This is a genomic window from uncultured Chitinophaga sp., assembly GCF_937874145.1.
In the GTDB taxonomy this organism is placed as follows: Bacteria; Bacteroidota; Bacteroidia; order Chitinophagales; family Chitinophagaceae; genus Chitinophaga.
Window position 1 is genome coordinate 1 of the sequence record NZ_CALNBI010000024.1, and the last position, 23294, is coordinate 23294.

Sequence of the window (23294 nt, forward strand, 5' to 3'; positions counted from 1 at the left end):
TGAAAAAGGGTAAAAATGGAGTGAAAAGGGGTGTTTTCAAGGATGATAAAGCGAATACATATGATCGGCAGCGTTTATGCGGTGTAGTCTGAAACCCACTGTGGTAGGGTATCTTAGAGTACATTGTTGTTTACCAAATGGAAATTCTGGGTTAAAATTCTGCCGAATCCTTGGCAATTGAATAAAAATTATATTTTTGCAGTCAAGTTTCAAAAACACTTAAAATTATGTCAGACATTGCATCAAGAGTTAAAAAGATCATTATTGACAAATTAGGCGTTGACGAAGCCGAGGTAACTCCTGAAGCCTCCTTTACCAACGACCTGGGCGCTGACTCTTTGGATACGGTAGAACTGATCATGGAATTCGAAAAAGAATTCAACATCTCCATTCCTGACGAACAAGCAGAAACAATCACCACTGTTGGCCAGGCAGTAGCTTACCTGGAAGAACACGTAAAATAATCCAACAAATCAGAACTGTTTTAATGCAACCAAGACGAGTAGTCGTTACAGGTTTAGGCGCGCTGACACCGCTCGGCAATTCCGTAGATGCTTTCTGGCAGGGATTGGCGAACGGTGTATCGGGCGCTGATTATATCAAGCAGTTTGATGCTTCCAAATTCAAGACCCGTTTTGCCTGTGAGCTGAAAGACTTCGATCCTACGAATTTCATGGATAAGAAGGATGCACGCAAAATGGACCCGTTCACGCAAACCGCCGTCATCGCAGCCGATCAGGCAGTGGCGGACGCGAAAATCGACCGCAACTCCGTGGATGTTGACAGGGTTGGCGTGATCTGGGGTACGGGCGTTGGCGGGATGATCAACTTCACGAATGAATTAAAGGAATTCCATTCCGGGGACGGAACACCTCGTTTCAGCCCTTTCCTGATCACCCGTTTGATTCTGGATATTGCCGCAGGGCATATATCTATGCGTCATGGTTTCAGAGGCCCTAACTTCTCGGTGGTATCCGCGTGCGCTTCGGCCACCAATGCCTTGATCGAAGCCATGTACACCATCCGCTACGGAAAGGCGGACGTAATCATTTCCGGAGGATCCGAAAACATCATCAATGAGCCCTGCGTAGGCGGTTTCAACGCCATGAAGGCGCTCAGCGAACGGAACGACGATCCGAAAACAGCCTCCCGGCCGTTTGATCTCGACCGTGATGGTTTTGTCATGGGCGAAGGCGCCGGCGCACTCGTGCTGGAAAGCTACGAACATGCCATGGCCCGCGGCGCTAAAATCTATGTCGAACTCGCCGGCGGCGGCGCATCCGCAGACGCCCACCACATCACCGCTCCCCACCCCGAAGGGCTCGGAGCCATGAACGTGATGACGCAAGCCCTTAAAGATGCAGGCCTCCAACCGGAAGACATCGACTACATCAACGTACACGGAACCTCTACTCCGCTCGGCGACATTGCGGAAGTAAAGGCCATTCAGCAGGTATTTGGCGAAGCAGCCTACAATCTTAACATCAGCTCCACCAAATCCATGACAGGGCACCTCCTCGGGGCTGCCGGAGCCGTGGAATCCATTACCATCATCAAGAGCATTCTGGAAGGTCTCGTACCTCCCACCATCAACCACTTCACCGACGATCCCCAGCTGGATGCCAAACTGAATTTCACTTTTAACGTGGCACAAAAAAGAGACGTGAGAGCCGCCCTCAGCAATACCTTCGGGTTTGGCGGGCACAACGCCTCCGTTATTTTCAAAAAATTTGTTCCTTGATCGTGTGAGACTAATTCCAGGATTCCTATATAAAGTTTTATACGGGAAAAAGCGACTGTACAAAGACCTCTACAACCTGCTCGGGTTCCATCCCGGCAACCTGGCACTGTATGAAGTCGCTTTGAGCCACCGTTCCAGCAAGGAGAAATTCCTTGAGAGCAACGAGCGCCTGGAATATCTCGGTGATGCTATCCTGGGCGCCATCATCGGCGACTACCTCTTCAAAAAATACCCCTACAAAACAGAAGGCTATCTCACCGAAATGCGGTCAAAAATCGTCAACCGCCAACAGCTCAACGATATCGCCATCAAAATGGGCCTCCGCAAACTGACGATCTACGACAAATACAACTCCTTCCTCAAAATCTCCCAGATTTTCGGCAATACCCTCGAAGCCCTCGTTGGCGCCGTTTACCTCGACCGCGGTTATAACAAAACCAAACAGTTCGTCCACAAACGCATCCTCGTCCCCTATATCGACCTCGAAGCCCTCGAGATCGTAGAGATGAACCATAAAAACAAACTGTACGGCTGGGCCAATAAAAACGGCAAATCCCTCGAATTCGAACTCATCGAAGAACAGATGGACAATGGCCGCCGCATCTTCACCGTAGGCGCCATGCTCGACGGCGAGCTCATCTGTACCGGTAAAGCCTTCAATAAAAAAGATGCCAGCCAGATCGCTGCCTCCCAAGCTATTGAACTGCTCGGCATTGGCGGGGATGATAAATAATCCTCCTCAACCCGCCTTAACATTCAGGCGCAGGATCGTTTGCAGCTTATCCACCGGCGTTTTGCCCGGATCGTTCAGGTAAATTTCGTGATGCGAACCGTTCACCTCCAGGTGATGCTGGCGGATGTATTGGTGCAGCCTGGCCACGGAGGCCTCTTCCTCGTAATAGGATCCCGTATGCAACAGCTGTACCGCCAGGGCCTGGGGCATCGCTTCAAATCGCAGCGCATCCAGGAAAGGGAGCTTCTTATTGCCCGCCAGCGCCGCCGCCTGCCGGCAATCCCCGCGGGTCACAAAACCCGGCATCTGCAAAGCCAGCTTCCAGTTCGACTCCTCCGCCGTTACCGCGGGCATCGGCGCCCCGCTGCCGGTCCACCAGTAACACTCCAGCGAAGGCATCCGGAAATCATTCCCCTGCAGCTTGCAAATCTTACGGATATTATACGCCGTAGCCCAAAGCGCCTTGATCTTGAGATGGAACTCCTCCGCATAGGAATCCCCCGCGCCTTCCACAGTTAAAAACTGCCCCGGGGCAACAGTAATGAGCTCCGGCACGGGCCGGGCACGGTAATATTGTCGAAACTCTTTGGCGAGATCTGTTTTTTGCATGTCATGGTCGTTTATGCAAAGGAAACAGCCGGGTATGACAACCGTATGTCAGGAGTAATGTTCCCCCAGTTCAGAAATCTGCTGGCGGATGATGATCTTCAGGTCCTCCGGCTCCACGATGGTGGCATGCTTCCCAAGCATCAGCATCCAGCGCGAAAAATAATGAAGGCTGTGGAACAGGAAATCCATTTCCACATGGCCATCTCCCACCTTCTCCTGCACAAATCCGTAATAATATTTCTGTTGCCCCAGCCAGCGCGCCACCTCATTCGCAATACGCACCCGGATGAGGCTCGGCTGGTCCGGATCGGACACATATTCCTTTGAAATGTATTGTTGCAATGTGATCCGCTTCGACTTGTCGAACCCCTGGTCCGTCAGGTGCAACGACTTTATGCGGTCCGCCCGGAAGTCGCGGTAATCGTTCCGGAGACGGCACCACCCAATGAGATGCCAGCTGCTGTGCATGTGGAATATCCCGATGGGCTCAATTTCGCGGCGCGAGATACTGTCGTTGTAAAACGAATAATATTCGACGGACAGCACCTTCTGGTTCGCCAGCCCTTCCTGGATGTCGCTCAGGAACCGGTTGGGAAACTGCTGCTCGTTATCCGGACGGTTGTCGCGCAGCACGGCGATATTTTCGTCGAGCGACTCAAGGAAGTCCTTATCGCTCCCCCGCAGCACGGCCCTGATCTTCTGCATGGCGGAACTGAACTGCTGCTGGTTGGAGCGGTCGCTGTGTTTTTCCATGAGCTTTTCGCCGGTCAGCAGGGCCGCGGCTTCGGTACGGTTGAACATCACGGGCGGCAGGTGATACCCATCCACGATGTAATAGCCCGTTCCCGCCTCCGCACCAATAGGCACCCCGGCTTCCATGAGCGCCCTCACGTCGCGGTAAACGGTGCGCAGGCTGATATCGAATCGGTCTGCGATCTCCTGCGCCTTCACGATCTTCTTTCCTTGCAGCTGAACAAGTATAGCGGTTAAACGGTCGATGCGGTTCATACGTCAAATGTAATGACAAATTTAGCCTGCCGGGCCTCCGTCCTTTAAACTTTTCTACCGTTTCCGGCATCTTATTAAATGGAAAGACTAAGATTTTCCGCTTTTATGGCTTTTTAAAAAAAATATGTTTCAACACGCATGTTTTTGTTTGGTTCGACGTCTAACCAATAAACAGTCCGACAAACGATATTCAACATACTAAAGAAACTAGTTGCTGTTACAGCATATAGTTAGGTTAAATGGTAAAGCCCTGGCAATTCCTTGCCGGGGCTTCTTATTTGTTTCCGCCTTATCAGTAACTCATTTCATTCAGTTTCACCTTCCCGCGGAATGTCCAGAACACGAAAATAGTGTACGAAATCACGAGCGGCGTGCCGATTGCGGCCATCAATAACATGATTCTCAGAGATTTAGGGGAAGATGCAGCTTCATAAATGCTGATGCTCCATTCCGGGTCCAGGGTGCTGATCACGATGTTGGGATACAGCCCGATGGCGAACAGGATCAGCAGGATGGCAGTGATGCAGCTGGAGAAGACGAAGGCGGTGAAATACTTCCGCCCGTCGATGTTCCGCTTGATATTGAGGACCGTCAGCACGGCCAATAACGGCAACAGGAACAGCCAGGGATGGTTTTTGAATTCCTCCGTCATATGCGGGATGTAGATCAGCGTTACCATGGAGGAAAGGATGAAGCAGAGGATGAAGAATTTACTGCAGTTGTTGACCAGCACCGTCAGCTTTACATATAGCCGGTTTTCGGTTTTCATGACCAGGTAAATGGCGCCGTGCAGCATGAACAGTGATAGAGTGGTGACGGCGATGAGCAGTGCGTAGGGATTGAAGAAGGTGAGCAGGTCCCCTTTGAAGGAATGCTCCGCGTCGATCGGCAGCCCCTGGATGAGGTTGCCCAGCACCATGCCCAGCAGCAGGGTGATGAGCGTGCTCGATACCATGTAACTGACGTCCCACATCTTCCGCCACCAGGCCATGGGCTCCTTGCTGCGGAATTCGATGGATATCGCCCGGAAGATCAGCGCTACCAGGAAGAGCATGAACGGCACGTAAAAGGTGGAAAGGATCGTTCCATACACCAGCGGGAACCCGGCGAAAAGGGCGCCCCCGGCTATTACCAGCCATACTTCGTTGCCATCCCACACCGGGCCGATGGCGTTGAGCGCGATGCGGCGGCTTTCTTCCTTGTTGAAAAAGAGGTGCAGCGCCCCGGCGCCCAGGTCGAACCCGTCGAGCACGCCGTAGCCGGTGATGAGGCCCCCGATCACGAGGAACCAAAGAGTGGGGAGGTCGAGTCCGAGAATCGTTTCCATGCGTGAAAGGGTTTAGTGTCCGGGTGATTGCAGTTGTTTGATATTACGTTTCGAGAATTCGTCGCTTTCGTCCTCTTCATTGGGCGTCATTTCCGGCCCGTGCTGGATTTTTTTGTTCAGCAGGTAGATGAAGAGGATGAACAGGAGGGTGTAGACGAGGGTGAAGAGCACGAGGCTGAACACGACCTGGTTGGCTTTTACGTCTTTACTGAGCGCGTCGGAGGTGCGGAGCAGCCCGTACACGACCCAGGGCTGGCGGCCTACTTCCGCGGCGTACCAGCCGGCCTGGTTGGCGATCTGGGGGAGGAGCACGGCCCAGACGAAGAGGGTCATGAGCCACTTTTTGTTAAACAGCCGTTTTCGCCACAGGTAATACACGGCCAGGAGGGTCATGGCGATGAGGATCATGCCGATGGCGATCATGATGTGGTAGGTCTGGAATACGAAGTTGACGGCGGTGGGGCGTTCCGTTTTAGGGAAGGCGTTGAGGCCGGTTACGGGGGCGTTGAAGGAGCCATGGGTGAGGAAGGAGAGCCCTCCCGGCACGGCGAGCCCAGTAGTTTTTCCATTTTCATTATCGACGAAGCCGAAGAGATACATGGGCGCCACGGCGGAGGAGTCCCAATGCCCCTCCATGGCGGCGAGTTTCGCGGGCTGGTATTGGCTGACGTAATGCGCAGAGCGGTGGCCGGTGAACAGCTGCGCCAGGGCGGCGGCCACGGCTACGGAGAGCCCGACCTTGAACATGGCTTTGGCGGGCGCCACGAACCGGTTGCGGACGATGTACCAGGCGCCCACGCTCATGACAAGGAACGACCCGGCGAGGAAGGAGCCGAGGATGACGTGGGAAAAGCGGTCGACGGAAGAAGGGTTGAAGACCATTTCCCAGAAGTCGGTGATAACGGCGCGGGCCTGCATGCCTTCGCCTTCGATCACGTAGCCGGTGGGTGTTTGCTGCCAGGAGTTGGCGATCACGATCCAGAGGGCGGAGAAGATGGAGCCGAGGGCGACCATGATGGTGGAGAAGAAGTGAACGCCTTTGGAGACGCGGTTCCAGCCGAAGAGGAGGATACCGAGGAACCCGGATTCGAGGGCGAAGGCGAAGATGCCTTCTGCGGCGAGGGCGCTGCCGAAGATATCGCCGACGTAGTGGGAATAGGTGGCCCAGTTGGTGCCGAATTCGAATTCCATGACGATGCCGGTAGCTACGCCGATCCCGAAGATGAGGGCGAAAATTTTGATCCAGAATCGGGTAATGTCTTCATACATCTTGATGCCGGTGCGCAGGTACATGCCTTCCATGATAACGAGGCAAACGCCCAGGCCGATGCTGAGCGGCGGGTAGATGTAATGGAAGGCGATGGTGAAAGCGAACTGTATGCGGCTGAGTATTTCGACGGACGGCATGCCAAGGGTTTTAAGTTTGCACAAAAGTAGGGCGGGGGACAGGGTGTGGTACTGATGAACGTCAGGCTGCTGTCCTGATTATGATCAAGTTAATGTGTTCGCCCGTCATTCTCAAACAAGTAAGTGTTAGCGGATTTCTCAATAACAATCATTTAACACGGGCAGGCAGGGAAGGCGTCTAATTTTGGGGCACCATGGCAGGGGTGGTTTGAGAGAATTGCCCTTCCATGCAGTTAAATTGGAGCGTATTTAGCAGGTCTGGGGTTCTCCCCGGACTTGTTTCTCCTAAAACGTCGTTAACTAGAAATTAACAAAATTTGCCGCCGGCACTTGTTAATTTTCAGAAGCATCCACCATAGATACCAGTAAGTTCAGATATTAATAATGGAAAGTATCACTTCAGGGCCCGATGTTCATCGGGCTTTATTTTTGCGATGCCGGAAAATGTTAATGGTTTGTTGCTGTTTGGTGGGGTTGATGAAGTAATTGAGCGGGACGCGGGCGCGGAAAGATTTATATAGCGCCTCTGGATAAAAATCCGTAAATTATAGAAGAGAGTTTTTTGAATGTTAACGGGATGGTTCAATATCATTAAACGTGTTGGCCTGAAGCCGAACCCAAAGGAAGGGGACGAAAAGCGTTTGATGGTGGTAAACTCCTTCAGTTTTATCACCGCCTTGCTTTGCACCTTCTGCGGGGTCAGCCTTGCATGGGTTTCGGGAGACTGGTCCATTTTCTACACCGCGATGGGATTCGTCTGCGGCTTCCTTTCCATACTCGCGTTTAACCACCGCGGTTATTACAAAGCCGCCAAGTTCATGCTCATGTTCGTGTTCTGCATGGTGATGCTTTATTACGGCGCCACCTTCGGCGAAAGCACACAGGTGCATTTCCTCGGCCTCTTCCTCATCGGGGTGCCCCTGCTCATCTGCACCCCCAGGGAGAAAGAGTTCCGCTTCTACTGCATCCTCATGATCCTCGTCTGCCTCTCCTTCCTCGAAATCAACTATTACTTCCAGCTCGTTACACCCATGGACATGACTCGCAACGAGCTCTATGTTTTCAGGTGGCTCATTATGACCGTGGTGCTCGCACTCAATTTTATGGTGATCTCCTTTTACCAGGGCAATATCAAGGGACTGTTCAAGCGGCTCCTGGAAAATAACAAAACCCTGCTCGTGAAGAACCGCATGGTGGAAGAACAGGACGCCGAGCTGAAAAGAGCCAACGTCAAACTCTCTGCCTACAACGTGCACCTCGAACAGGAAGTCAGCGCCCGGACCCACGCCCTCAATGCCAACACCATCGCCATGGAGGAAATGATCCGCAACCTCAAGAACAGCAACCGCCAGCTGCGCGACCAGGATAAAATGCTCACTTCCCAGCTGAAAGAACTGGAAACCGCGCGGGAAGAGCTCATGCAGGCGCGCGATGCGGCCGAGAAAGCCAATACCGCGAAGTCCGCCTTCCTCCGGGAAATCAGCCACGAAATCCGCAACCCGCTCAACGCGGTGATTGGCATGACGTACCTGCTGCTCAACGAGACCGACAACCGCAACCGCATCCCGCAAAGCGTGCTCGCCTATATCGAAAGCATCAGCACCAGCGGCCACAGCCTCCTCGAAATCGTCAATAACGTACTTGAGCTCGCCCGCATAGAAGCCGGCAAGATCGACCAGGTGCAACCCGAGCCCTTCAACCTCCGCGACTGGCTGCGCAGCATCTCGTCCATCTACCAGAATGCGGCGCAGGTCAAGAGCGTGGCCATCCAGCTGCAGATCGACAACCGCCTGCCTTCCATCATCGAAGGCGACCGTATCCACCTCACCCAGATCGTTAACAACCTGCTCGGCAACGCCATCAAGTTTTCGCCGGAGAAAAAGAGGGTAACGCTCCACTGCTTCCGCCGAGAGCCTTCGCAATGGTGTATCTGCGTGTCCGACGAAGGGATCGGTATCCCGGAAGAGAAGCAGCGCGTCATCTTCCAGCCCTTCGAACAGGCTGATGCATCTATCCACGAAACGTACGGCGGCACCGGCCTGGGCCTCACCATCACCCGGCGCATCGTGGAAATGATGGGCGGCACCATCTCCCTGCGCAGTGAGCCCGGCACCGGCACGGCGTTCACCGTCACCCTGCCGCTGATCGCCGAATCCGATTCAAATACCGAAGCCGGCACCTGCCAGCCCGACATCGTTCCCGAATACACCGCCTTCCCCGCCGAAACGCGCGTGCTGCTCATGGAAGACAGTGAGATCAACCAGCTCATCATGGAACGTTTTTTCTCGCATGTAGGCATAGCCCTGCATGTGGCCGCCAACGGGGAAGATGGCCTGCGGCTGGCCAGGGCCGTCCGCCCCGATCTCATCATCCTCGACATGCACATGCCCCGGATGACCGGACACGAAGTGATCGTCCAGATCCGGCAGGACGCCGGGCTCAGCCACATCCCCGTTATCGCCATTTCCGCGGATGCATTCCGCGAGCAGCAGGAGGAAGCCATACGCGCAGGTGTAAACGAATATCTCATCAAGCCCATCGAATTCGACCGGCTCTATAATGTCATCGATCAATACCTCCGCGCCGCCAGGCAGCAAACGCCTTACCCCTTACGGGCCATCAAGGTGAGTTAATAAAAAAGTTTACAGGACGGGCAGATCGGCCCATGGTGTTTCGGCGATCACGTTTTCGTCGTCGGGCTTCGCTTTGCGGACGGAATTCACCGTCCAGTAAGCCAGCTCTTCCGAAGGGATGCTGTACGCGAGAATGGACCGGATGCCTTCGTCGGACAGGTCGGGCCGCAGCCATTCCTTTTCCAGTTCGCGCGGGAGGATGAGGGGCATGCGGCCGGCATTGTCGCCGCCGTTGTGGATGCGCGACATGAGATTGTTTGCGTCGCGGGTGATGAGCGTGAAGGTGCCGGGGATCTCACCTGTTTCCGGATTGGGGAGATGCGACCAGGCGTACAGCCCTGCGATGAAGAAAATCTCGCGGTCTTTCACGTGGATATAATAGGGGACTTTATTTTTCCATCCGGGGATCTCGCGGTGCTCGAAGAAGCCGGTGGCGGGCACCAGGCAGCGGTTGTTGCGGATGCGGTTCCAGTAGGCTTTGGCGTCGAGGACTTTTTCGGCCCTGGCGTTCACCATCCATTTCCGGCCTTTTTTCACTTCTTCCGGCGTTTTCATGTAATGGGGAATAACGCCCCATTCGAATCTTTTCAGCTTGAATTCGCCCTGCTCCTGCACCACCACCGGCCATTTCGGATAGGCCTGCGCCACTTTATGATAGGTGGGCTCGAAGTGGAGGTCGAGCTGCCCCATATCCTTCAGGTCGGGGAGATAGTCGAATACGGAGGCGATGCTGGCAGAAAATGAAAGGTCGTAGCACATGGGATCAGGTTTATTCGATGTCGGAGAAGGGTATTTTGATTTCTTCCTGTTTCGTTTTCAAATTAAGGAAAAGTTCGCCAAACTGGATGAACAGGGACACCTGGAGATTTTCTTTCCGTTCGGCCTTCCAGTTGGTGTGCGTTCTTACGTATTGCTTGATAGCGGCGCCTGTGGAGGGATCGGGATGCCATTTCCGTTTCGCGAGCAGGGCGATGTAGATGTGGTAGCCTTCCGGCTCGGCGGCTGCGGCGAAGAGGCGCTCCCGGTCGGCGGCGTCTTCCCCGTCGTACACGCGGCGGTGCGGATCAGTGGGAATGGCTTCCATATGCGCGCGTGCTTCACCGATGGAGCGGTACGCGGAAATAAGGAAAGCCCCTTTCAGCGAAGGGTGCATGCCGCGCGGATATTGCTGCCGCACGAACCAGCGGTGCCCTGCGGCCAGGAGCCCTTCCAGCACGGCGGGTTTCAATATGGCGAGCGGGTTATGCATCAGTCGGCTTTGGCTTTGATGATGTCGTGCAGGCGTGTGGTATAGCAGGGCGAAAGCCGCTCCTGCCGCAGCGCCCATTTCTTGTCGCCGCCCTGCACCGCGAAGCGCAGCACCGGTTTGCCGGCAAAATGCCGCGTGATCCCGTCGAGCGCCTGCATGAGCTTTTTCTCCTTGTCGTGGTCGGTGGATTCGAACAGGTTTTCCTGCACCTGCGAATCGGGCACCAGGTCCATGGCGGTGATGCCGGTCTTTTTGTAATTGTATCCCGGTTTGAAGATGCGGTCGAGGGCGGAAAGCGCGTGATGGATAAGCTCGCGCGTGCTGCTGGCGGGCACGGGAAGGCGGAGGTTGACGGACCGGTGGTACTGCGCATCCTGCCCGCGGAAATTATTCGTTTGCACGAACACCTGGATCACCGTGGCCCGCGAGCCCTGTGCCCGCAGCTTCCGCGCGGCCACGGCGGTGTAATTGGCGAGGGCTTCGCGGATGTCGTCCTTTTCGGTGAGCAGCTGCCCGAAGGAGCGCGCCACGCAAACGGCCTTTTTCGGCGGCGCCGTTTCCTCCAGCCCGATACTGGGAATGCCGCGCAGCTCGTGTACCAGCCGGAGCCCCTGCACGGTCAGTTCCCGGCGGGCAAAATCATCCGGTACACGGGAAAGGTCCAGCGCGGTATGGAATCCCTTCTCATGCAGCATGGCGGCATATTGCGACCCGATGCCCCAGATGTTTTCCACCTGCGTGGCGGCCATGACGGCTTCTGTGGCGGCCGGGGAATCCAGCACGAGGAACCCTTCCGGCAATTTCGATTGCTTGACGTAACGGTTGGCCATTTTCGCGAGCGTTTTGGTGGGCGCCACGCCTACCGACACGGGGATGCCCACGTCCTGCAGCACGCCGCCGCGGATGGCTGCGGCCAGGCGGCCGGGTTGCGCGTGGCCGGCCAGGTCGAGAAAGGCTTCGTCGATACTATACACCTCCATCTCCGGCGCGAAGGCATTCAATACCTGCATGACGCGCTGGCTGAGGCTGCCGTAGAGGGTGTAATTGGAAGAGAAGACGGCCACATCATGACGGCGGAGCATGTCTTCCATGAAAAACGCCGGCGCTCCCATGCGGATGCCGAGGGCTTTGGCTTCTTCGGAACGGGAGATCACGCAGCCGTCGTTATTGCTGAGCACCACCACCGGGCGCTGCAGCACACCGGGATGGAAGAGCCTTTCGCAGCTTACGTAAAAATTGTTGCAATCAACCAGGGCGACCATCGTGCTAATTATATTAGCAAACATAGCTAAAAATATTGGCATTTCAGGCGTAGTGCGCTACGATCGCATCGGCGATCCTGCCTACCAGTACAGTGTCCGGCGGCACGGGGCCCTGGGCGATGGCGCGCAGGTTATCCTCCTCGTCGAGCTCGAAAACGACCAGCCCCTCGCCGGTGTCCACATGAAACGCCATGCCGTAACCCTTGACGAAAGGCTTAACCTCGAAGCGCTGCCCGTCGATCGTGATGGTAAAAATATCCATGGGGCAAATATCCGTCATTCCCGGATGAATACCATTCGGGCTGGCGGTCTGGTGAGAACTATGTTATGATGTAAGACGTAGGAAGGAATTCCTTACAGGCGCCGGCCACTTGCCTGGAAGCAGCTGCGGCCGGGGGCCTGGTGAGGAAGGAATGCTGCAGGGCCCTTAGTTCAGGAGCGCCTGGATTTTGCTGGTTAACTCTACAGGACTGAAAGGCCTTATGATGATTTCTTCCGCTTCCATACCAAACCAGGAAGAAATACTGTCCATCACGAAATAAGCGGGCAATACGAGGATCACCGGCATCGGCCGGCGCGCCCGCTGGTTGCGCAACTGCGCGGAAAGGTCGTCGAGATAAGGGAATGGCAGCTTGAGATCGGCGATCACGAGGTCGTAGTCGTACGTCCCCAGTAACATGGCCGCTTCTTTTCCATTATAGGCAAGGTCTGCATGGTGCCCTTCTTTCTGAATGATTAACTCTACGACGTGTATCATTAATAAATCATCTTCTATAACCAATATCCTTTTCATATACGATCACTATTACCCACTGCAGCACAGGCACACGAAGGCCTGCCGCGGACGCGTTGACTTTTTGATCTATGCTGCTAAAGTGGAAGTTCAATAAAAACAGAGGCGAGTATACAGGTATACGTCTGATCTTTTATATGGCTTTACGGTAATGTTCAATCTACTAGGTATAAGCCGTTACGACCCTCTATTTGCATATACTGTGCCAAAACAGCCGTTGGTTAATGGGCGTTAACAAACATGATCATAATAGGAATTGATGACAGGCATTCCTATCTTTGGCCCCGAGTTCTTTACCCGATTCATTCTTTCCATAGTGCGGTAGGCGGCCAACGCCGCTTTTAAAAAGGAACCGTGTGCAAATCACGGGCTGTCGCGCAACTGTAAGTAACTGTCAAAGTTACCGCCCACCAAGTTCATTGTCCTGACCTGAACAGGATGAGAAGAACGGCGGTAATGTTACAAGCCAGGATACTTGCCCGCTATGTAAGATCATGCTTTCGCGATTTGAAGCAATGGTCAGGACGCATCGGGGGCAACCTGTGCCCCGTTATGCCGTTCCGTACCTTTTCCAATCCCTGAAAGCATACGAAAACCGTAAGGAGCATTAAGTTTCTTAATGTTTTAAAAGTTTTATGCGTATGCTTAAACACACCCTCGGCTACCCGCGCATGGGAGCCCGCCGCCAGCTGAAGAAAGCTTGCGAGGATTACTGGCAACACCGCATCGGCCGCCAGGAATTATTCGTTGCCGCCCAACGCCTGCAGGAGGAACAATGGCGCCTGCAGGAAGCCGCCGGGATGGACCTCATCCCCTGCAATGACTTCAGTTTCTACGATCACGTTCTCGACACCTCGCTCCTCGTGGGCGCCATCCCCGACCGCTATGCGCCCGTGGTGACCGACTTGCCGCAGAACACCGAAGCCGATCTCGCCTTTGCCATGGCCCGTGGTTACCAGGAACACGGCCTCGACCTCACCGCCATGGAAATGACCAAATGGTTCGACACGAACTATCATTACATCGTGCCCGAGTTCCGCCGTAGCCAGACATTCAGGCTGTTCTCCAACAAAGTGTTCAACGCCTTCGATGCCGCCAGGCATCTGCTGAAAGCCACGCCCAAGCCCGTGCTGATAGGCCCCGTGTCGTACCTGCTGCTCGGCAAGGAGAAGGAACCCGGCTTCCATCGCCTGGAACTGCTTCCCCGGCTGCTACCCGTCTACATCGAAGCCCTGCAGCGCCTGCAAAACATGGGCGCCAAATGGGTGCAGCTCGACGAGCCTTTCCTCGCCACCGACCTCCCCGCCGGCGCCGCCGATGCGTACCGTTACGCCTACTCGGAGATCGCTAAGCATTGTAAAGGCCTCCGGACGATGGTGGCCACCTATTTCGAAGGGCTCCGCGACAACGCTGCCCTGGCCGCTTCCCTGGGCGTATGCTGCCTGCATGTGGACCTTGTCCGCGATCCGGGCCAGCTCAGCGCGCTTTTGCCGCTGCTGCCGCCGAAGATGTCGTTGTCCCTCGGCGTGATCGACGGGCGCAATATCTGGAAGAACGATTACGAACGATCGCTCGGTTTTATCCGGCAGGCGGTGGAGATGTTGGGAGAAGACCGGGTAATGATCGCGCCGTCGTGCTCCCTGTTGCATACGCCCGCCGACCTCGGCCTGGAAACCGCGCTCGACGGGGAGCTGCGGTCCTGGATGGCGTTCGCCAAACAGAAGCTGGAGGAAGTGGCCGGGCTTGACCGGGTATTTCATGGTGATGCGGGACTGCTGGAAAAGAACAAAACTGCCATCGCCGCGCGGACTGTATCTTCCCGCATCCACAAACCCGCCGTGAAAGCGCGCGCCGCGGCCGTCACCGCACGCGATGCACAACGGGCATCGGCCTTCCCTGAACGGCAAACCCTCCAGCAGCAGCGCTTCCAGTTACCCATGTATCCCACCACCACGATCGGATCGTTCCCGCAAACGGCCGATATCCGCACGCTGCGCGCAGCTTTCAAAAAAGGCGATCTCACGGCGGAACAATACGACGCATCGCTGGAAGCCGCCACGCGCGAAGCCATTTTGCTGCAGGAAGACATTGGGCTGGATGTGCTCGTGCACGGCGAATTCGAGCGCAATGATATGGTGGAATATTTCGGCGAAAAGCTCGAAGGCTTCGCATTCACGCAGCACGGATGGGTGCAGAGCTACGGCAGCCGCTGCGTAAAGCCGCCCGTTATTTTCGGCGATGTGAGCCGCGAACGGGATATGACCATTCGATGGTCGGTGTTCGCACAATCCTGCACCGCGCTGCCGATGAAGGGAATGCTCACCGGTCCGGTAACGATATTGCAGTGGTCTTTCGTGCGCGACGACCAGCCCCGTTCCGAAACCGCCGCGCAGATCGCGCTGGCGATCCGCGATGAAGTGGTGGCGCTCGAGGCGGCGGGGATCGGCATCATCCAGATCGATGAGCCCGCCATCCGCGAAGGATTGCCCATCCGGCAGGCCGACCGCGGGGAATACCTCGACTGGGCCGTGCGCGCCTTCCGCGTTTCGGCATCGGGCGTGAAGGATGATACGCAGATCCACACGCATATGTGTTACAGTGATTTCAATGACATCATCCGGCATATTGCCGCGATGGATGCGGATGTGATTACGATCGAAACGTCGCGGTCGCAGATGGAGTTGCTGGAAGCATTTGCGGATTTCAGGTATCCCAATGAGATAGGGCCCGGTGTGTATGACATCCATTCGCCGCGGGTGCCGGGTGCGGGGGAGATGGAAGCTTTGCTGCACAAGGCTGCCGAATACCTGCCGGCGCGCAACATCTGGGTGAACCCGGATTGCGGGCTGAAGACGCGGAAGTGGCCCGAAACGGAAGCCGCGCTCCGCAATATGGTCAGCGCCGCCAGGGCGGTGAGGGCCGGTGTGAAAGCAACTGTATAAAGTGAAATAGCCGCGCCGGGAACAGCGCGGCCTCTTTTCAGCTTCATTGATAAGACCGGATTGCTCCAGCCATACCATCTCTTCATTAGAAGCTTCTTTCGTTATTTGAGGGCCGCAGCGGGGAGATCCCGCTGACGGCCTTTTTGTATTCATTGTGACCTGTTACAATCCTCCCACGCCGCGGTATTTGTGATAGGGCCGGTATCCCAGCCATTTGGCTATCCGGGCCATGGCGCGGAATAACCATTTCTGGAAAATTACGGGCATGCCTGCCATGTAGCAGTGATCGGGGTAGCGGTGCAGGGTAGCGGCGAGTTGCAGGAAGCAGGCATGGCCCTGGCGGTTGAGGGCGCCTTTCTGGGACAGCGACCATAATGTTTCCAGGATGCATTCCCATTGCATGGCGGGCGCGATCTCATATGTGAAATGAAGGGGTTCCGACCGGCTGCCATTGCGCCATGCATGCGGGGTGCCGGGCGGAACGATCACCTGTTCGCCGGCGTGGTACAGACGGGCAGTGCGGCCCGTTTCCATCCACAGGCTGCCGGAATGGACCATGAACCGTTCTTCCTGCAGCGGGTGCCGGTGCCGGAGAGAGCCGCAGGCCGTTTCCATTCCAGGGCCTATTACCACGGCAATCTGCAGGTATGCGCCGCCGGTGCTGGCGTGAGTCTGGAGAAAAGTGAACTGCTCCTGGTTGTAAGGGTTGAAAATAACGGATCCCTGCCGTACCATGCAACTGCGGTTTTGAGGTTGAGTACGGCAGCAAAAGTAAGTGCGGCAAAAGCTTTGCCGCACTGGTAGTATTACTTAAATATCTGGGTAATGGTACTTACGATTTGTCCATCGCGCGCCAAACGAGCGCCGCTGCGATAGCGCCCACGATAGGCGCAACGATGAAGAGCCACAGCTGCGATAAGGCCGTACCGCCCGCAAAGAGCGCAGGGCCGAGGCTGCGGGCAGGGTTCACGGAAGTGCCCGTAATGGGAATGCAGAAGAGGTGAATACAGGTAAGCGTAAGGCCGATCGCCACACCGGCGGTGGTGCCGTTGCCCCATTTGCCGGTAGCGCCGAAGATCACAAAGAGGAAAAGGAAAGTAAGCACGGCTTCGGCGATAAAGGCGGAGGCCATGTTATATCCCGATCCATATCCTTCGCCCCAGCCGTTGGACCCCAGGGCCCACTCGCCCATTTGCCAGCCGGGCAGCCCTTTCTGTATGGTCCACAGCACCCACGCCGCGAGCACTGCGCCAACGCATTGGGCGATAATGTACCCCAGCGCATCTGCCGCCCTGATCTTGCCTGCGGTAAGCATGGCCAGGGTAATGGCAGGGTTGATATGACAGCCCGAGATTCCGCCGATCGCATAACACATCACCAATACCGCCAGCCCGAACGCAAATGCGATCCCCAGCAGCCCGATCCCCGCAGGGCCCGGCCCTGCAGGAAGCACACCCGATACGACGGCCGCGCCGCAACCAAAAAATACTAAAGCAAATGTGCCGATCATCTCGACAAAATACTTTGTGGAAGACTTGATTTCCATGTGGGTTTGTTTTAGTTACCTATAAATACAAACCAACCCCCGCTATTGTTGTTCTCAAAATCCCGTTTTACTCCCGCCCGTTGCCTCGATGGCAAACCGCAGCAGGCTGTTTTTCCCCGAAAGCGATAATTTCCGCGTGATGTTCATCCGGTGGTTGCTCACCGTTTTTTCACTGATGTGCAACTCTTCGGCGATCTCCTTGCTCGTCTTGTAAGCCGCCACCAGGTGGATGATGCGGAATTCGGAAGGCGTAAGCGTGGCCAGCATGTCGCCCGCGCCGGCAGCCGTTTTGTGCTTCTGGCGCAACAAATATGTCGACATCTCCGGGCTGATGTACGCATTGCCCGCCGTTACCGATTGTATCGCATGGATGATGTCCACCACGGCGTTTTCTTTCAATACATATCCCAGGATGCCGATCTCCAGTGCTTTCATGAACGCGTCTTTCACCTTGTGCATGGTGAGCAGGATGATGGGCATCTCCGGCTTTGTAAGCAGTATCTCTTCCGCCGCCTGCAGGCCGTTCAGCTGGGGCATGTCGATGTCGAGGATCACCACGTCAGGGTGCTTGGAGCGTACACCGTCTACCGCTTCGCGGCCGTTGGCGGCCTGGTAAATGACGCGGTAGTTGCCGCCGGATTCTATCACCTCGCGGAGGCCTTTGAGGAAAATCGGGTGGTCGTCGGCGATGAGGATATCAAGTGTGTTCATGATACGAGATGGGAATGTTGACGGTCAGCGCCGCGCCTGCGCCTTCGTCCGGATGAATGATGAACTGGCCGCCCATGATCTGCACGCGCTCACGGATGCCCAGCAGGCCGAAGCCATGTTCGTTCTTGCCTGTAAACCCTACGCCGTCGTCGGTGACGATGATCTTGATCAGCCACACTGCCCGGTGGATGCGCAGGTTGCATCGCGTGGCGCCGGCATGCTTTACCATATTGTTCAGCAGCTCCTGCACGATGCGGTAAACGTTCATCTCGTTTTCGGGAGAAAAGAGATGGTCGATATTGTCGATGCCCGTTTCCATGACGATGTTGGCGGCGTCGCCGGTTTCGTCGGCCAGGCTCTGGATACTCTGCGTGAGCCCCATCATGTCCATCTGGTAGGGGCGGAGGGAATAAGAAATGTTCCGGATCTCCTGGATCGTGTCCGCCACGTTGCCCGAAAGGTCTACCGACAACGACTGCGCTTCGGCATCCTGGGTTTTGTTGCGGAGCATCAGCAGGCGGTTTTTGATCAGTATGAGCTGCTGGCCCACGCTGTCGTGCAGTTCGGAAGCGATGCGCTTGCGTTCGTGTTCCTGGATGCGGATTAGTTCTTTGGAGAATGCGCTGCTTTGCTCGAGCGCATGGCGCTGGAGTGCTTCCTTTTCCCGTTTGTAGAAATTCACTTTGCTGGTGAGCGCCCAGGAGAGGATAATCGCTTCCAGCGCCGTTCCCAGCTGTGCCGAATGCCGCGTGAAATAATTGTCGGGCAACAGGTCATTGTCGCGCATGTTATACACCATGCCAAGCCCGATCAGCAGGCTGAACCCCACGAGGAAGTACACCGCCGGCCGGAAGCCCTTCATATACACCGTAACGCCCGCCAGGAGCCAGTAAGCGAACGTCACATACATGGCGATTTCCAGCACCACATACATCACCGGCCAGGGGATGAACACCGCCGCCAACGGCACTGCGAGGATGAAAAGCAAGACGGGCGCGCTGAGCCTGTAGATCCGCGGCGCATGTTGCTTCACCCGTAAAAATGCATTGGTAAAAAGCACGCCGAACAACATGCCCCCGGGCAAACCGGTGGTCATCTCGTTCAGCCAGCCGGCGCCGGGAAAGAAAACGAGGATGTAGTTGTTGAGGATAAGCGTGGAGATGCCGGAGAACAGGATGTATAAAACGTACAGCAGGTAGGTGACGTCGCGCAGGGTGAGGAATGCAAAAAGGTTGTAGACCATCAGCGCGGCCAGCACGCCGTAGAAGATGCCGTTGATGAAATCGTCTTCGCGCTGCATGGCCAGGTGGTTTTCGATGGAAGAAATTTCCATGCGGAGCTGCAGCACGGCGTTGCCGGTTACGCGAAGATAATACGTGGTCTGCTTTCCCGGAGGGGCATGCAGCGGCAGCAGCGGCATGTTGGACTGGATGATCTGCTTGTCGCCCGATGCGCCGGCGCGGTAACTGACGTTGCTGAACTGCCCGGGGATGGATTCGTGATAGAGATCGATTTCCTGGAGCCCGGCGGAAGCGATGGAAATGTACAGGTTGTCGTCCAGCGGATTTTCCACATCAAACTTCACCCACCATGCGGAAGTAGTGGCGCCGGGAATGGCCACGGCGTTGTCCGAACGGCGGAACCGATCCGCCATGGCAGCCACTTCGGTGATAGTTAATTCCCTGCCGGCGTCTTCCAGCAGGAGCGGATGCGCGACCTTCCGCGACGGCAATCCCGGCCGCTGGGCCGCGGCATCAAAAGAGAGGAAAACCAGCAATCCCGATAGGAATAAAAAGAGGCTGCGCAACATACTCAGGCAAAATTACGATTGGTGTGTACAGGGGATATAGGCATTGTTACCCATAATGTGCAAAGGTAAGCGCTGCGGGAAGGAAATGAAAAATTTGTAAACAGCTGTAAATCAATATAAATAGGGATCTGGATAATTTCCGGAATGATTATGGCTTTAGCGAACCAGCTATGCAGGGAACATTACGGGCAGACTGGCGGGAGATCTGGCGGCACGACCGCTGGCTGATGATATCCGCGTTGAGCATTTTCATTTTACGGACCATTTTCATCTGGCGCATGGGGCTCATGCCGCAGGATGCGTATTATTATTTCTACACCGAGCATCCGGCGATTTCCTATTTCGATCATCCCCCGGCGATTGCCTGGGTGCTGAAGGCATTCACGGTGGTGTTGGGGAAGGAAGTGTGGGTCATCAAGCTGGGGGATACGCTGGTTACGCTGGGCACGCTCCTGGTGTTCCGGCAGCTGGCGTTGTTTTTCCTGCCGCGCCGCCGGGCGATGCAGGGGATGCTGCTGCTGGGATCTACGCTCATGGTCACCATTCTTTCCCTGGTATCCACACCCGACGTGCCTTTGATGCTTTGTTGGAGCCTGGCGCTGTTGTGCCTGTGCAAAGCCCTGTTCCTCCGGCGCCGCTGGTATTGGCTGCTGGCGGGGGCGATGATGGGACTGGCATTCGACAGCAAATATACGGCTGTGTTCCTTCCGTTGGGAACAGGGCTTTTCCTCCTGGGGTCCGCCAGATACCGGCGGGAGCTGCTGGCAGTATGGCCCTGGGCGGGCCTGGCGTGTATGGTGCTGGCGGCGCTGCCGGTGGTGATATGGAATGTGCAGCACGATTTCGCCTCGTTCCGCTTCCAGTCTGCCGCGCGCGTCAGCGGCGTTGCGCTGCGGTTAACGGATGTGCTCGGCGTATTAGGCCACCAGGCGGCCCTGCTGGGCCCCGTGCTGCTGGTGATGCTCTTCCGCGCCATCTGGATGTATGCCCGGAAATACAGCGGGCGCATGTGGCAGGCCAACGAGCGCACCTGGTTCCTGATGAGTTTCTTCCTGCCGGTTTTCTGCGTGTTCCTGGCCTTGTCGCCGTTTTACTGGGTGAAGCTGAACTGGATGATGCCGGCTTACATCACGGGCGTGATTTGGGTGATGCGGTGTTTCCCGCGGAAATGGAGGGCCTGGCAGCAGGGGATCGCCATCGTCATACATGCCGCCATGACGGTCGAGCTGCTGTGGTACCCCGTGCTGGTGAAGTCCGACGATGTATGGGTAGGCTGGGGGAGGATGGCGTACGAAGTAAGGAAGATACAGCGCGAATTCCCGGGGCACTTCATCTTCTCAGCAGATGATTACAAAACAAGCGCCGCCCTTAACTTCTACCTCGACCAGATGGTGTACGGGCAAAACATCATCGGCAAGCCCGCTTTGCAATTCGATTACATCGGCACCAACATTCAAAACCTCTCGGGCCGCAATGCCCTTTTCATCAATTCGATCCCCGACCTCTACACCGACCAGGACGAGCGCCGTTTCGCAGATACCCTGCGACAATACTTCCGCGAAGTGAAGCAGGTGTACACGATAGATGTGAACAAAGGGCATAAGCTCGCGCGGCGCTGGCTGGTGTACCAGTGCATGGAGTACCGGCCACCGGAGGAATAAGGCCGCCTCACCGGATATCCACCGGCCGGGTTAATACTTCACCCATCGACAATGAATCTGCTTTCCCCAGGTGATGGTAGTTTAAGGTGTAAGGTATGATGAGGTGATGAGTGATCAGTCGCCAGAAGGCTGAGAACTCGCCGTCTAATTTATAGTCGAAGAAATTGGCGACGTATAATGGCACGAGGATCGCGGAGCCTGTGGGCATGTCGCCAAGCCGGAATGTTTTTCGCTCCAGGTGCTGCGAGGAATCACGTAAAGAAGCAATATCGGTTCCGTCGTATATATTTTCTGCCTTGTCAGGTTTCAGGTCAGTGTAAGTGAGTGTTACGGAGTCGGCTATTCCCGCGCCGAATTGCCGGATCATCAGGCACCCCACGCCCGTTTCCCGCAGGCGGGTTTCTTTCTTCCTGTAATGAAGGTGAAAACTGTCCGTATCAAATGCAACGGGAATGTGCGTGTAATCCGGCAGCAACGGCGGATCGTTCGTGAACAACATCCGCGTAACATCATTCTCGACGAAAGGATACATAAAGGGCGCGGCTCCAGTGTCTTTCCCCAGCAGTAGCATTTTCTTAAACGTCTCCAGTTCTACGATGGCATAACCAATATCGAAACGAGGTGGCTCGTTTTGTAGGGAATCAAGCATCCTGACCAGGCGGGCTTTCTCCGCGCCAATGCCGAAGAATGCGCCGATGCGGCCGCGGTAAAGAAAGGTAAGGGCGGAAGCCGTGAGGAAGAGCAAAAGGCAGGCTATGAACGTATTCCTGGCTTTGTTGTAGCGGTGGATTTCTTGCGGACGGTGTTCCATGATAAACAATGTAAAAGTGACGGATGGGCTATCCCCTGATTTCAACGCCTTCGGCAAGCCGGACCGGGCTGCGCATTTTCCGGACAGGAGACGAAACCGCTTTGCCGGAAATACTGCTTTTGAACCGGATGGTTTTCGGCAACACTACGCTTTTGGAAATGACATGCCAGTTTGGGGCGGGACCGTTGTAAACAGGCGGCCTGGCCGATACGAGGATGGGAACCAGGTAGCCGTTGCCCGGTTGCAGGTTAATGGGGAGCTTTATGGATGCTGGCGTTTGCCTTCCCGCCGCCGACTCGATCAACGCTGCATAGTCGAGCTCCCCGGCAGCCGGGTCTTCACTGATGCTGATGGACATGTTGATAGTGCACTTGTTCACGGCGATCTCGATATCGTTGGCGGCCGCCTTTCCTTTGTTTTCGATCATCAGGTAAACGGTATGGGTAATGAGGTCGGAATCATTGAAAACGAATAGGCCGGCATCACTTCCGGAAGTGAGTTCGTTATTAAGGATTTTGTAGTCGAGGAAGAAGTGGTCGCTATTGACTTTCACGGAATCCGGGCTGCGGGTGAGGCTGTAGATATCACCGGTGATATCCAGGTAGGCAGTTTCCAGTACGGGCTCATAACTGCTCAACTGTGCGCGGAGATTTTCGGCCTCCAGGTCGCCCTGCCCACAGCCTTTCAGACTGAGGAAGATGCCCAGCGCAGTAGAAATTGCCGCAAGGACGGTGGATATCACGGTAACCTTAGGATTTAACTTATCCCAAATAGTTTGGCGGGGTGGTCTCTTTTTCATAGATCTGAGAATTTGGGGTATTTCGGGCGTATATGTCAATTTACAAAATTTCAACAGTTATTCCATGGATTCCTGAGCCACCGCTATTAGAGGCTCCGCATGCCCGCGGTGCACAAATCCTGCTTGTCCTGTAAAGCCAGGGTTATCATGGCGGTGGCTGCCGATCTGAACGTCATTTTTTGCGGCTGTTGATGATGGGGCAAACTTACGGCCGGGGCGCTGGTCTGTCACCATGGCTTCCCTATGTGTAAG

The 23294-nt window shown here is 55.5% G+C and carries 21 protein-coding genes and 1 riboswitch; of the genes, 6 read left to right on the top strand and 15 right to left on the bottom strand.

Features of this window, described 5'->3' with window-relative positions; translation table 11 throughout:
• Positions 1-227: 227 nt before the first annotated feature.
• The 3 genes from Q0510_RS00735 to rnc are packed head-to-tail and all read left to right on the top strand — an operon-like array spanning position 228 to position 2474.
• Entirely contained in the window at positions 228-464 is a 237-nt protein-coding gene (locus Q0510_RS00735) for an acyl carrier protein (protein WP_012788038.1), read from the top strand.
• 23 nt (positions 465-487) lie between these two features.
• Positions 488-1741 (top strand): beta-ketoacyl-ACP synthase II, encoded by a 1254-nt coding sequence (fabF, locus tag Q0510_RS00740; RefSeq protein WP_298707332.1) that lies wholly within the window; start codon positions 488-490, stop codon positions 1739-1741.
• Between the two features lie 4 nt (positions 1742-1745).
• Positions 1746-2474: a ribonuclease III gene (gene rnc, locus Q0510_RS00745; RefSeq protein WP_298707333.1), complete on the top strand. Its 729-nt coding sequence runs from the start codon at positions 1746-1748 to the stop codon at positions 2472-2474.
• 6 nt (positions 2475-2480) lie between these two features.
• On the opposite strand, the gene Q0510_RS00750 is transcribed toward rnc, so the two are convergent.
• The 4 genes from Q0510_RS00750 to Q0510_RS00765 form a co-directional block, all read right to left on the bottom strand.
• Positions 2481-3083: a GyrI-like domain-containing protein gene (locus Q0510_RS00750; RefSeq protein ID WP_298707334.1), complete on the bottom strand. Its 603-nt coding sequence runs from the start codon at positions 3081-3083 to the stop codon at positions 2481-2483.
• A gap of 48 nt (positions 3084-3131) precedes the next feature.
• Positions 3132-4091 (bottom strand): YafY family protein, encoded by a 960-nt coding sequence (locus Q0510_RS00755; RefSeq protein WP_298707335.1) that lies wholly within the window; start codon positions 4089-4091, stop codon positions 3132-3134.
• Positions 4092-4383: 292 nt separating this feature from the next.
• Positions 4384-5418, bottom strand: coding sequence for a cytochrome d ubiquinol oxidase subunit II (gene cydB / locus Q0510_RS00760; protein WP_298707336.1), 1035 nt, complete (start codon positions 5416-5418; stop codon positions 4384-4386).
• 12 nt (positions 5419-5430) lie between these two features.
• The gene (locus Q0510_RS00765) at positions 5431-6825 is read right to left on the bottom strand and encodes a cytochrome ubiquinol oxidase subunit I (RefSeq protein ID WP_298707337.1); all 1395 of its coding nucleotides are present in this window, start codon (positions 6823-6825) and stop codon (positions 5431-5433) included.
• A gap of 644 nt (positions 6826-7469) precedes the next feature.
• On the opposite strand from Q0510_RS00765, the gene Q0510_RS00770 reads away from it, so the two are divergent.
• Entirely contained in the window at positions 7470-9458 is a 1989-nt protein-coding gene (locus Q0510_RS00770; protein WP_298707338.1) for an ATP-binding protein, read from the top strand.
• A 9-nt stretch (positions 9459-9467) separates the two neighbouring features.
• Here the strand turns inward: Q0510_RS00770 and Q0510_RS00775 are convergent, their stop codons facing one another.
• The 5 genes from Q0510_RS00775 to Q0510_RS00795 all read right to left on the bottom strand — a co-directional run bounded on the left by Q0510_RS00775 (position 9468) and on the right by Q0510_RS00795 (position 12762).
• Positions 9468-10217 (bottom strand): SOS response-associated peptidase, encoded by a 750-nt coding sequence (locus tag Q0510_RS00775; RefSeq protein WP_298707339.1) that lies wholly within the window; start codon positions 10215-10217, stop codon positions 9468-9470.
• Positions 10218-10227: 10 nt separating this feature from the next.
• A complete protein-coding gene (locus Q0510_RS00780; protein WP_298707340.1) occupies positions 10228-10707 on the bottom strand; it encodes a hypothetical protein in 480 nt (159 codons plus the stop codon).
• Positions 10707-11969, bottom strand: a complete 1263-nt coding sequence (locus tag Q0510_RS00785; protein ID WP_298707341.1) for a Y-family DNA polymerase — start codon at positions 11967-11969, stop codon at positions 10707-10709. Before Q0510_RS00785 ends, Q0510_RS00780 begins: the two co-directional genes overlap by 1 nt.
• Positions 11970-12012: 43 nt before the next feature.
• The gene (locus tag Q0510_RS00790) at positions 12013-12249 is read right to left on the bottom strand and encodes a hypothetical protein (protein WP_298707342.1); all 237 of its coding nucleotides are present in this window, start codon (positions 12247-12249) and stop codon (positions 12013-12015) included.
• 147 nt (positions 12250-12396) lie between these two features.
• Complete coding sequence (locus Q0510_RS00795; protein ID WP_298707343.1) at positions 12397-12762, bottom strand: response regulator; 366 nt, start codon at positions 12760-12762, stop codon at positions 12397-12399.
• A 301-nt stretch (positions 12763-13063) separates the two neighbouring features.
• A riboswitch (cobalamin riboswitch) is annotated at positions 13064-13260 on the top strand.
• Positions 13261-13403: 143 nt separating this feature from the next.
• On the opposite strand from Q0510_RS00795, the gene metE reads away from it, so the two are divergent.
• Positions 13404-15704, top strand: a complete 2301-nt coding sequence (gene metE, locus Q0510_RS00800; RefSeq protein WP_298707344.1) for a 5-methyltetrahydropteroyltriglutamate--homocysteine S-methyltransferase — start codon at positions 13404-13406, stop codon at positions 15702-15704.
• A gap of 162 nt (positions 15705-15866) precedes the next feature.
• On the opposite strand, the gene Q0510_RS00805 is transcribed toward metE, so the two are convergent.
• The 4 genes from Q0510_RS00805 to Q0510_RS00820 all read right to left on the bottom strand — a co-directional run bounded on the left by Q0510_RS00805 (position 15867) and on the right by Q0510_RS00820 (position 19771).
• Positions 15867-16439, bottom strand: a complete 573-nt coding sequence (locus Q0510_RS00805) for a cupin domain-containing protein (RefSeq protein WP_298707345.1) — start codon at positions 16437-16439, stop codon at positions 15867-15869.
• A 97-nt stretch (positions 16440-16536) separates the two neighbouring features.
• Positions 16537-17250: an aquaporin Z gene (aqpZ, locus tag Q0510_RS00810; RefSeq protein WP_298707346.1), complete on the bottom strand. Its 714-nt coding sequence runs from the start codon at positions 17248-17250 to the stop codon at positions 16537-16539.
• Between the two features lie 54 nt (positions 17251-17304).
• Entirely contained in the window at positions 17305-17961 is a 657-nt protein-coding gene (locus Q0510_RS00815) for a response regulator transcription factor (RefSeq protein WP_298707347.1), read from the bottom strand.
• Positions 17948-19771, bottom strand: a complete 1824-nt coding sequence (locus Q0510_RS00820) for a 7TM diverse intracellular signaling domain-containing protein (RefSeq protein WP_298707348.1) — start codon at positions 19769-19771, stop codon at positions 17948-17950. The genes Q0510_RS00815 and Q0510_RS00820 overlap by 14 nt, the downstream gene beginning before the upstream one ends.
• Before the next feature lie 170 nt (positions 19772-19941).
• On the opposite strand from Q0510_RS00820, the gene Q0510_RS00825 reads away from it, so the two are divergent.
• A complete protein-coding gene (locus Q0510_RS00825) occupies positions 19942-21432 on the top strand; it encodes a glycosyltransferase family 39 protein (protein WP_298707349.1) in 1491 nt (496 codons plus the stop codon).
• Between the two features lie 7 nt (positions 21433-21439).
• On the opposite strand, the gene Q0510_RS00830 is transcribed toward Q0510_RS00825, so the two are convergent.
• Both Q0510_RS00830 and Q0510_RS00835 read right to left on the bottom strand, forming a co-directional pair.
• On the bottom strand, positions 21440-22243 hold the full coding sequence (locus tag Q0510_RS00830; protein ID WP_298707350.1) for a hypothetical protein: 804 nt from the start codon (positions 22241-22243) through the stop codon (positions 21440-21442).
• A gap of 28 nt (positions 22244-22271) precedes the next feature.
• Positions 22272-22985, bottom strand: coding sequence for a hypothetical protein (locus Q0510_RS00835; RefSeq protein WP_298707353.1), 714 nt, complete (start codon positions 22983-22985; stop codon positions 22272-22274).
• Positions 22986-23294 lie beyond the last annotated feature (309 nt).

Coding starts and splice junctions, on each gene's coding strand:
- Q0510_RS00750 (WP_298707334.1), bottom strand. CDS start 3,083: ATGCAAAAAACAGATCTCGCCAAAGAGTTTCGACAATATTACCGTGCC.
- Q0510_RS00795 (WP_298707343.1), bottom strand. CDS start 12,762: ATGAAAAGGATATTGGTTATAGAAGATGATTTATTAATGATACACGTC.
- Q0510_RS00765 (WP_298707337.1), bottom strand. CDS start 6,825: ATGCCGTCCGTCGAAATACTCAGCCGCATACAGTTCGCTTTCACCATC.
- Q0510_RS00830 (WP_298707350.1), bottom strand. CDS start 22,243: ATGGAACACCGTCCGCAAGAAATCCACCGCTACAACAAAGCCAGGAAT.
- aqpZ (WP_298707346.1), bottom strand. CDS start 17,250: ATGGAAATCAAGTCTTCCACAAAGTATTTTGTCGAGATGATCGGCACA.
- Q0510_RS00770 (WP_298707338.1), top strand. CDS start 7,470: ATGGTGGTAAACTCCTTCAGTTTTATCACCGCCTTGCTTTGCACCTTC.
- Q0510_RS00805 (WP_298707345.1), bottom strand. CDS start 16,439: ATGGTACGGCAGGGATCCGTTATTTTCAACCCTTACAACCAGGAGCAG.
- Q0510_RS00780 (WP_298707340.1), bottom strand. CDS start 10,707: ATGCATAACCCGCTCGCCATATTGAAACCCGCCGTGCTGGAAGGGCTC.
- Q0510_RS00735 (WP_012788038.1), top strand. CDS start 228: ATGTCAGACATTGCATCAAGAGTTAAAAAGATCATTATTGACAAATTA.
- Q0510_RS00790 (WP_298707342.1), bottom strand. CDS start 12,249: ATGACGGATATTTGCCCCATGGATATTTTTACCATCACGATCGACGGG.
- Q0510_RS00775 (WP_298707339.1), bottom strand. CDS start 10,217: ATGTGCTACGACCTTTCATTTTCTGCCAGCATCGCCTCCGTATTCGAC.
- Q0510_RS00815 (WP_298707347.1), bottom strand. CDS start 17,961: ATGAACACACTTGATATCCTCATCGCCGACGACCACCCGATTTTCCTC.
- Q0510_RS00820 (WP_298707348.1), bottom strand. CDS start 19,771: ATGTTGCGCAGCCTCTTTTTATTCCTATCGGGATTGCTGGTTTTCCTC.
- Q0510_RS00755 (WP_298707335.1), bottom strand. CDS start 4,091: ATGAACCGCATCGACCGTTTAACCGCTATACTTGTTCAGCTGCAAGGA.
- fabF (WP_298707332.1), top strand. CDS start 488: ATGCAACCAAGACGAGTAGTCGTTACAGGTTTAGGCGCGCTGACACCG.
- Q0510_RS00825 (WP_298707349.1), top strand. CDS start 19,942: ATGCAGGGAACATTACGGGCAGACTGGCGGGAGATCTGGCGGCACGAC.
- cydB (WP_298707336.1), bottom strand. CDS start 5,418: ATGGAAACGATTCTCGGACTCGACCTCCCCACTCTTTGGTTCCTCGTG.
- Q0510_RS00785 (WP_298707341.1), bottom strand. CDS start 11,969: ATGGTCGCCCTGGTTGATTGCAACAATTTTTACGTAAGCTGCGAAAGG.
- metE (WP_298707344.1), top strand. CDS start 13,404: ATGCTTAAACACACCCTCGGCTACCCGCGCATGGGAGCCCGCCGCCAG.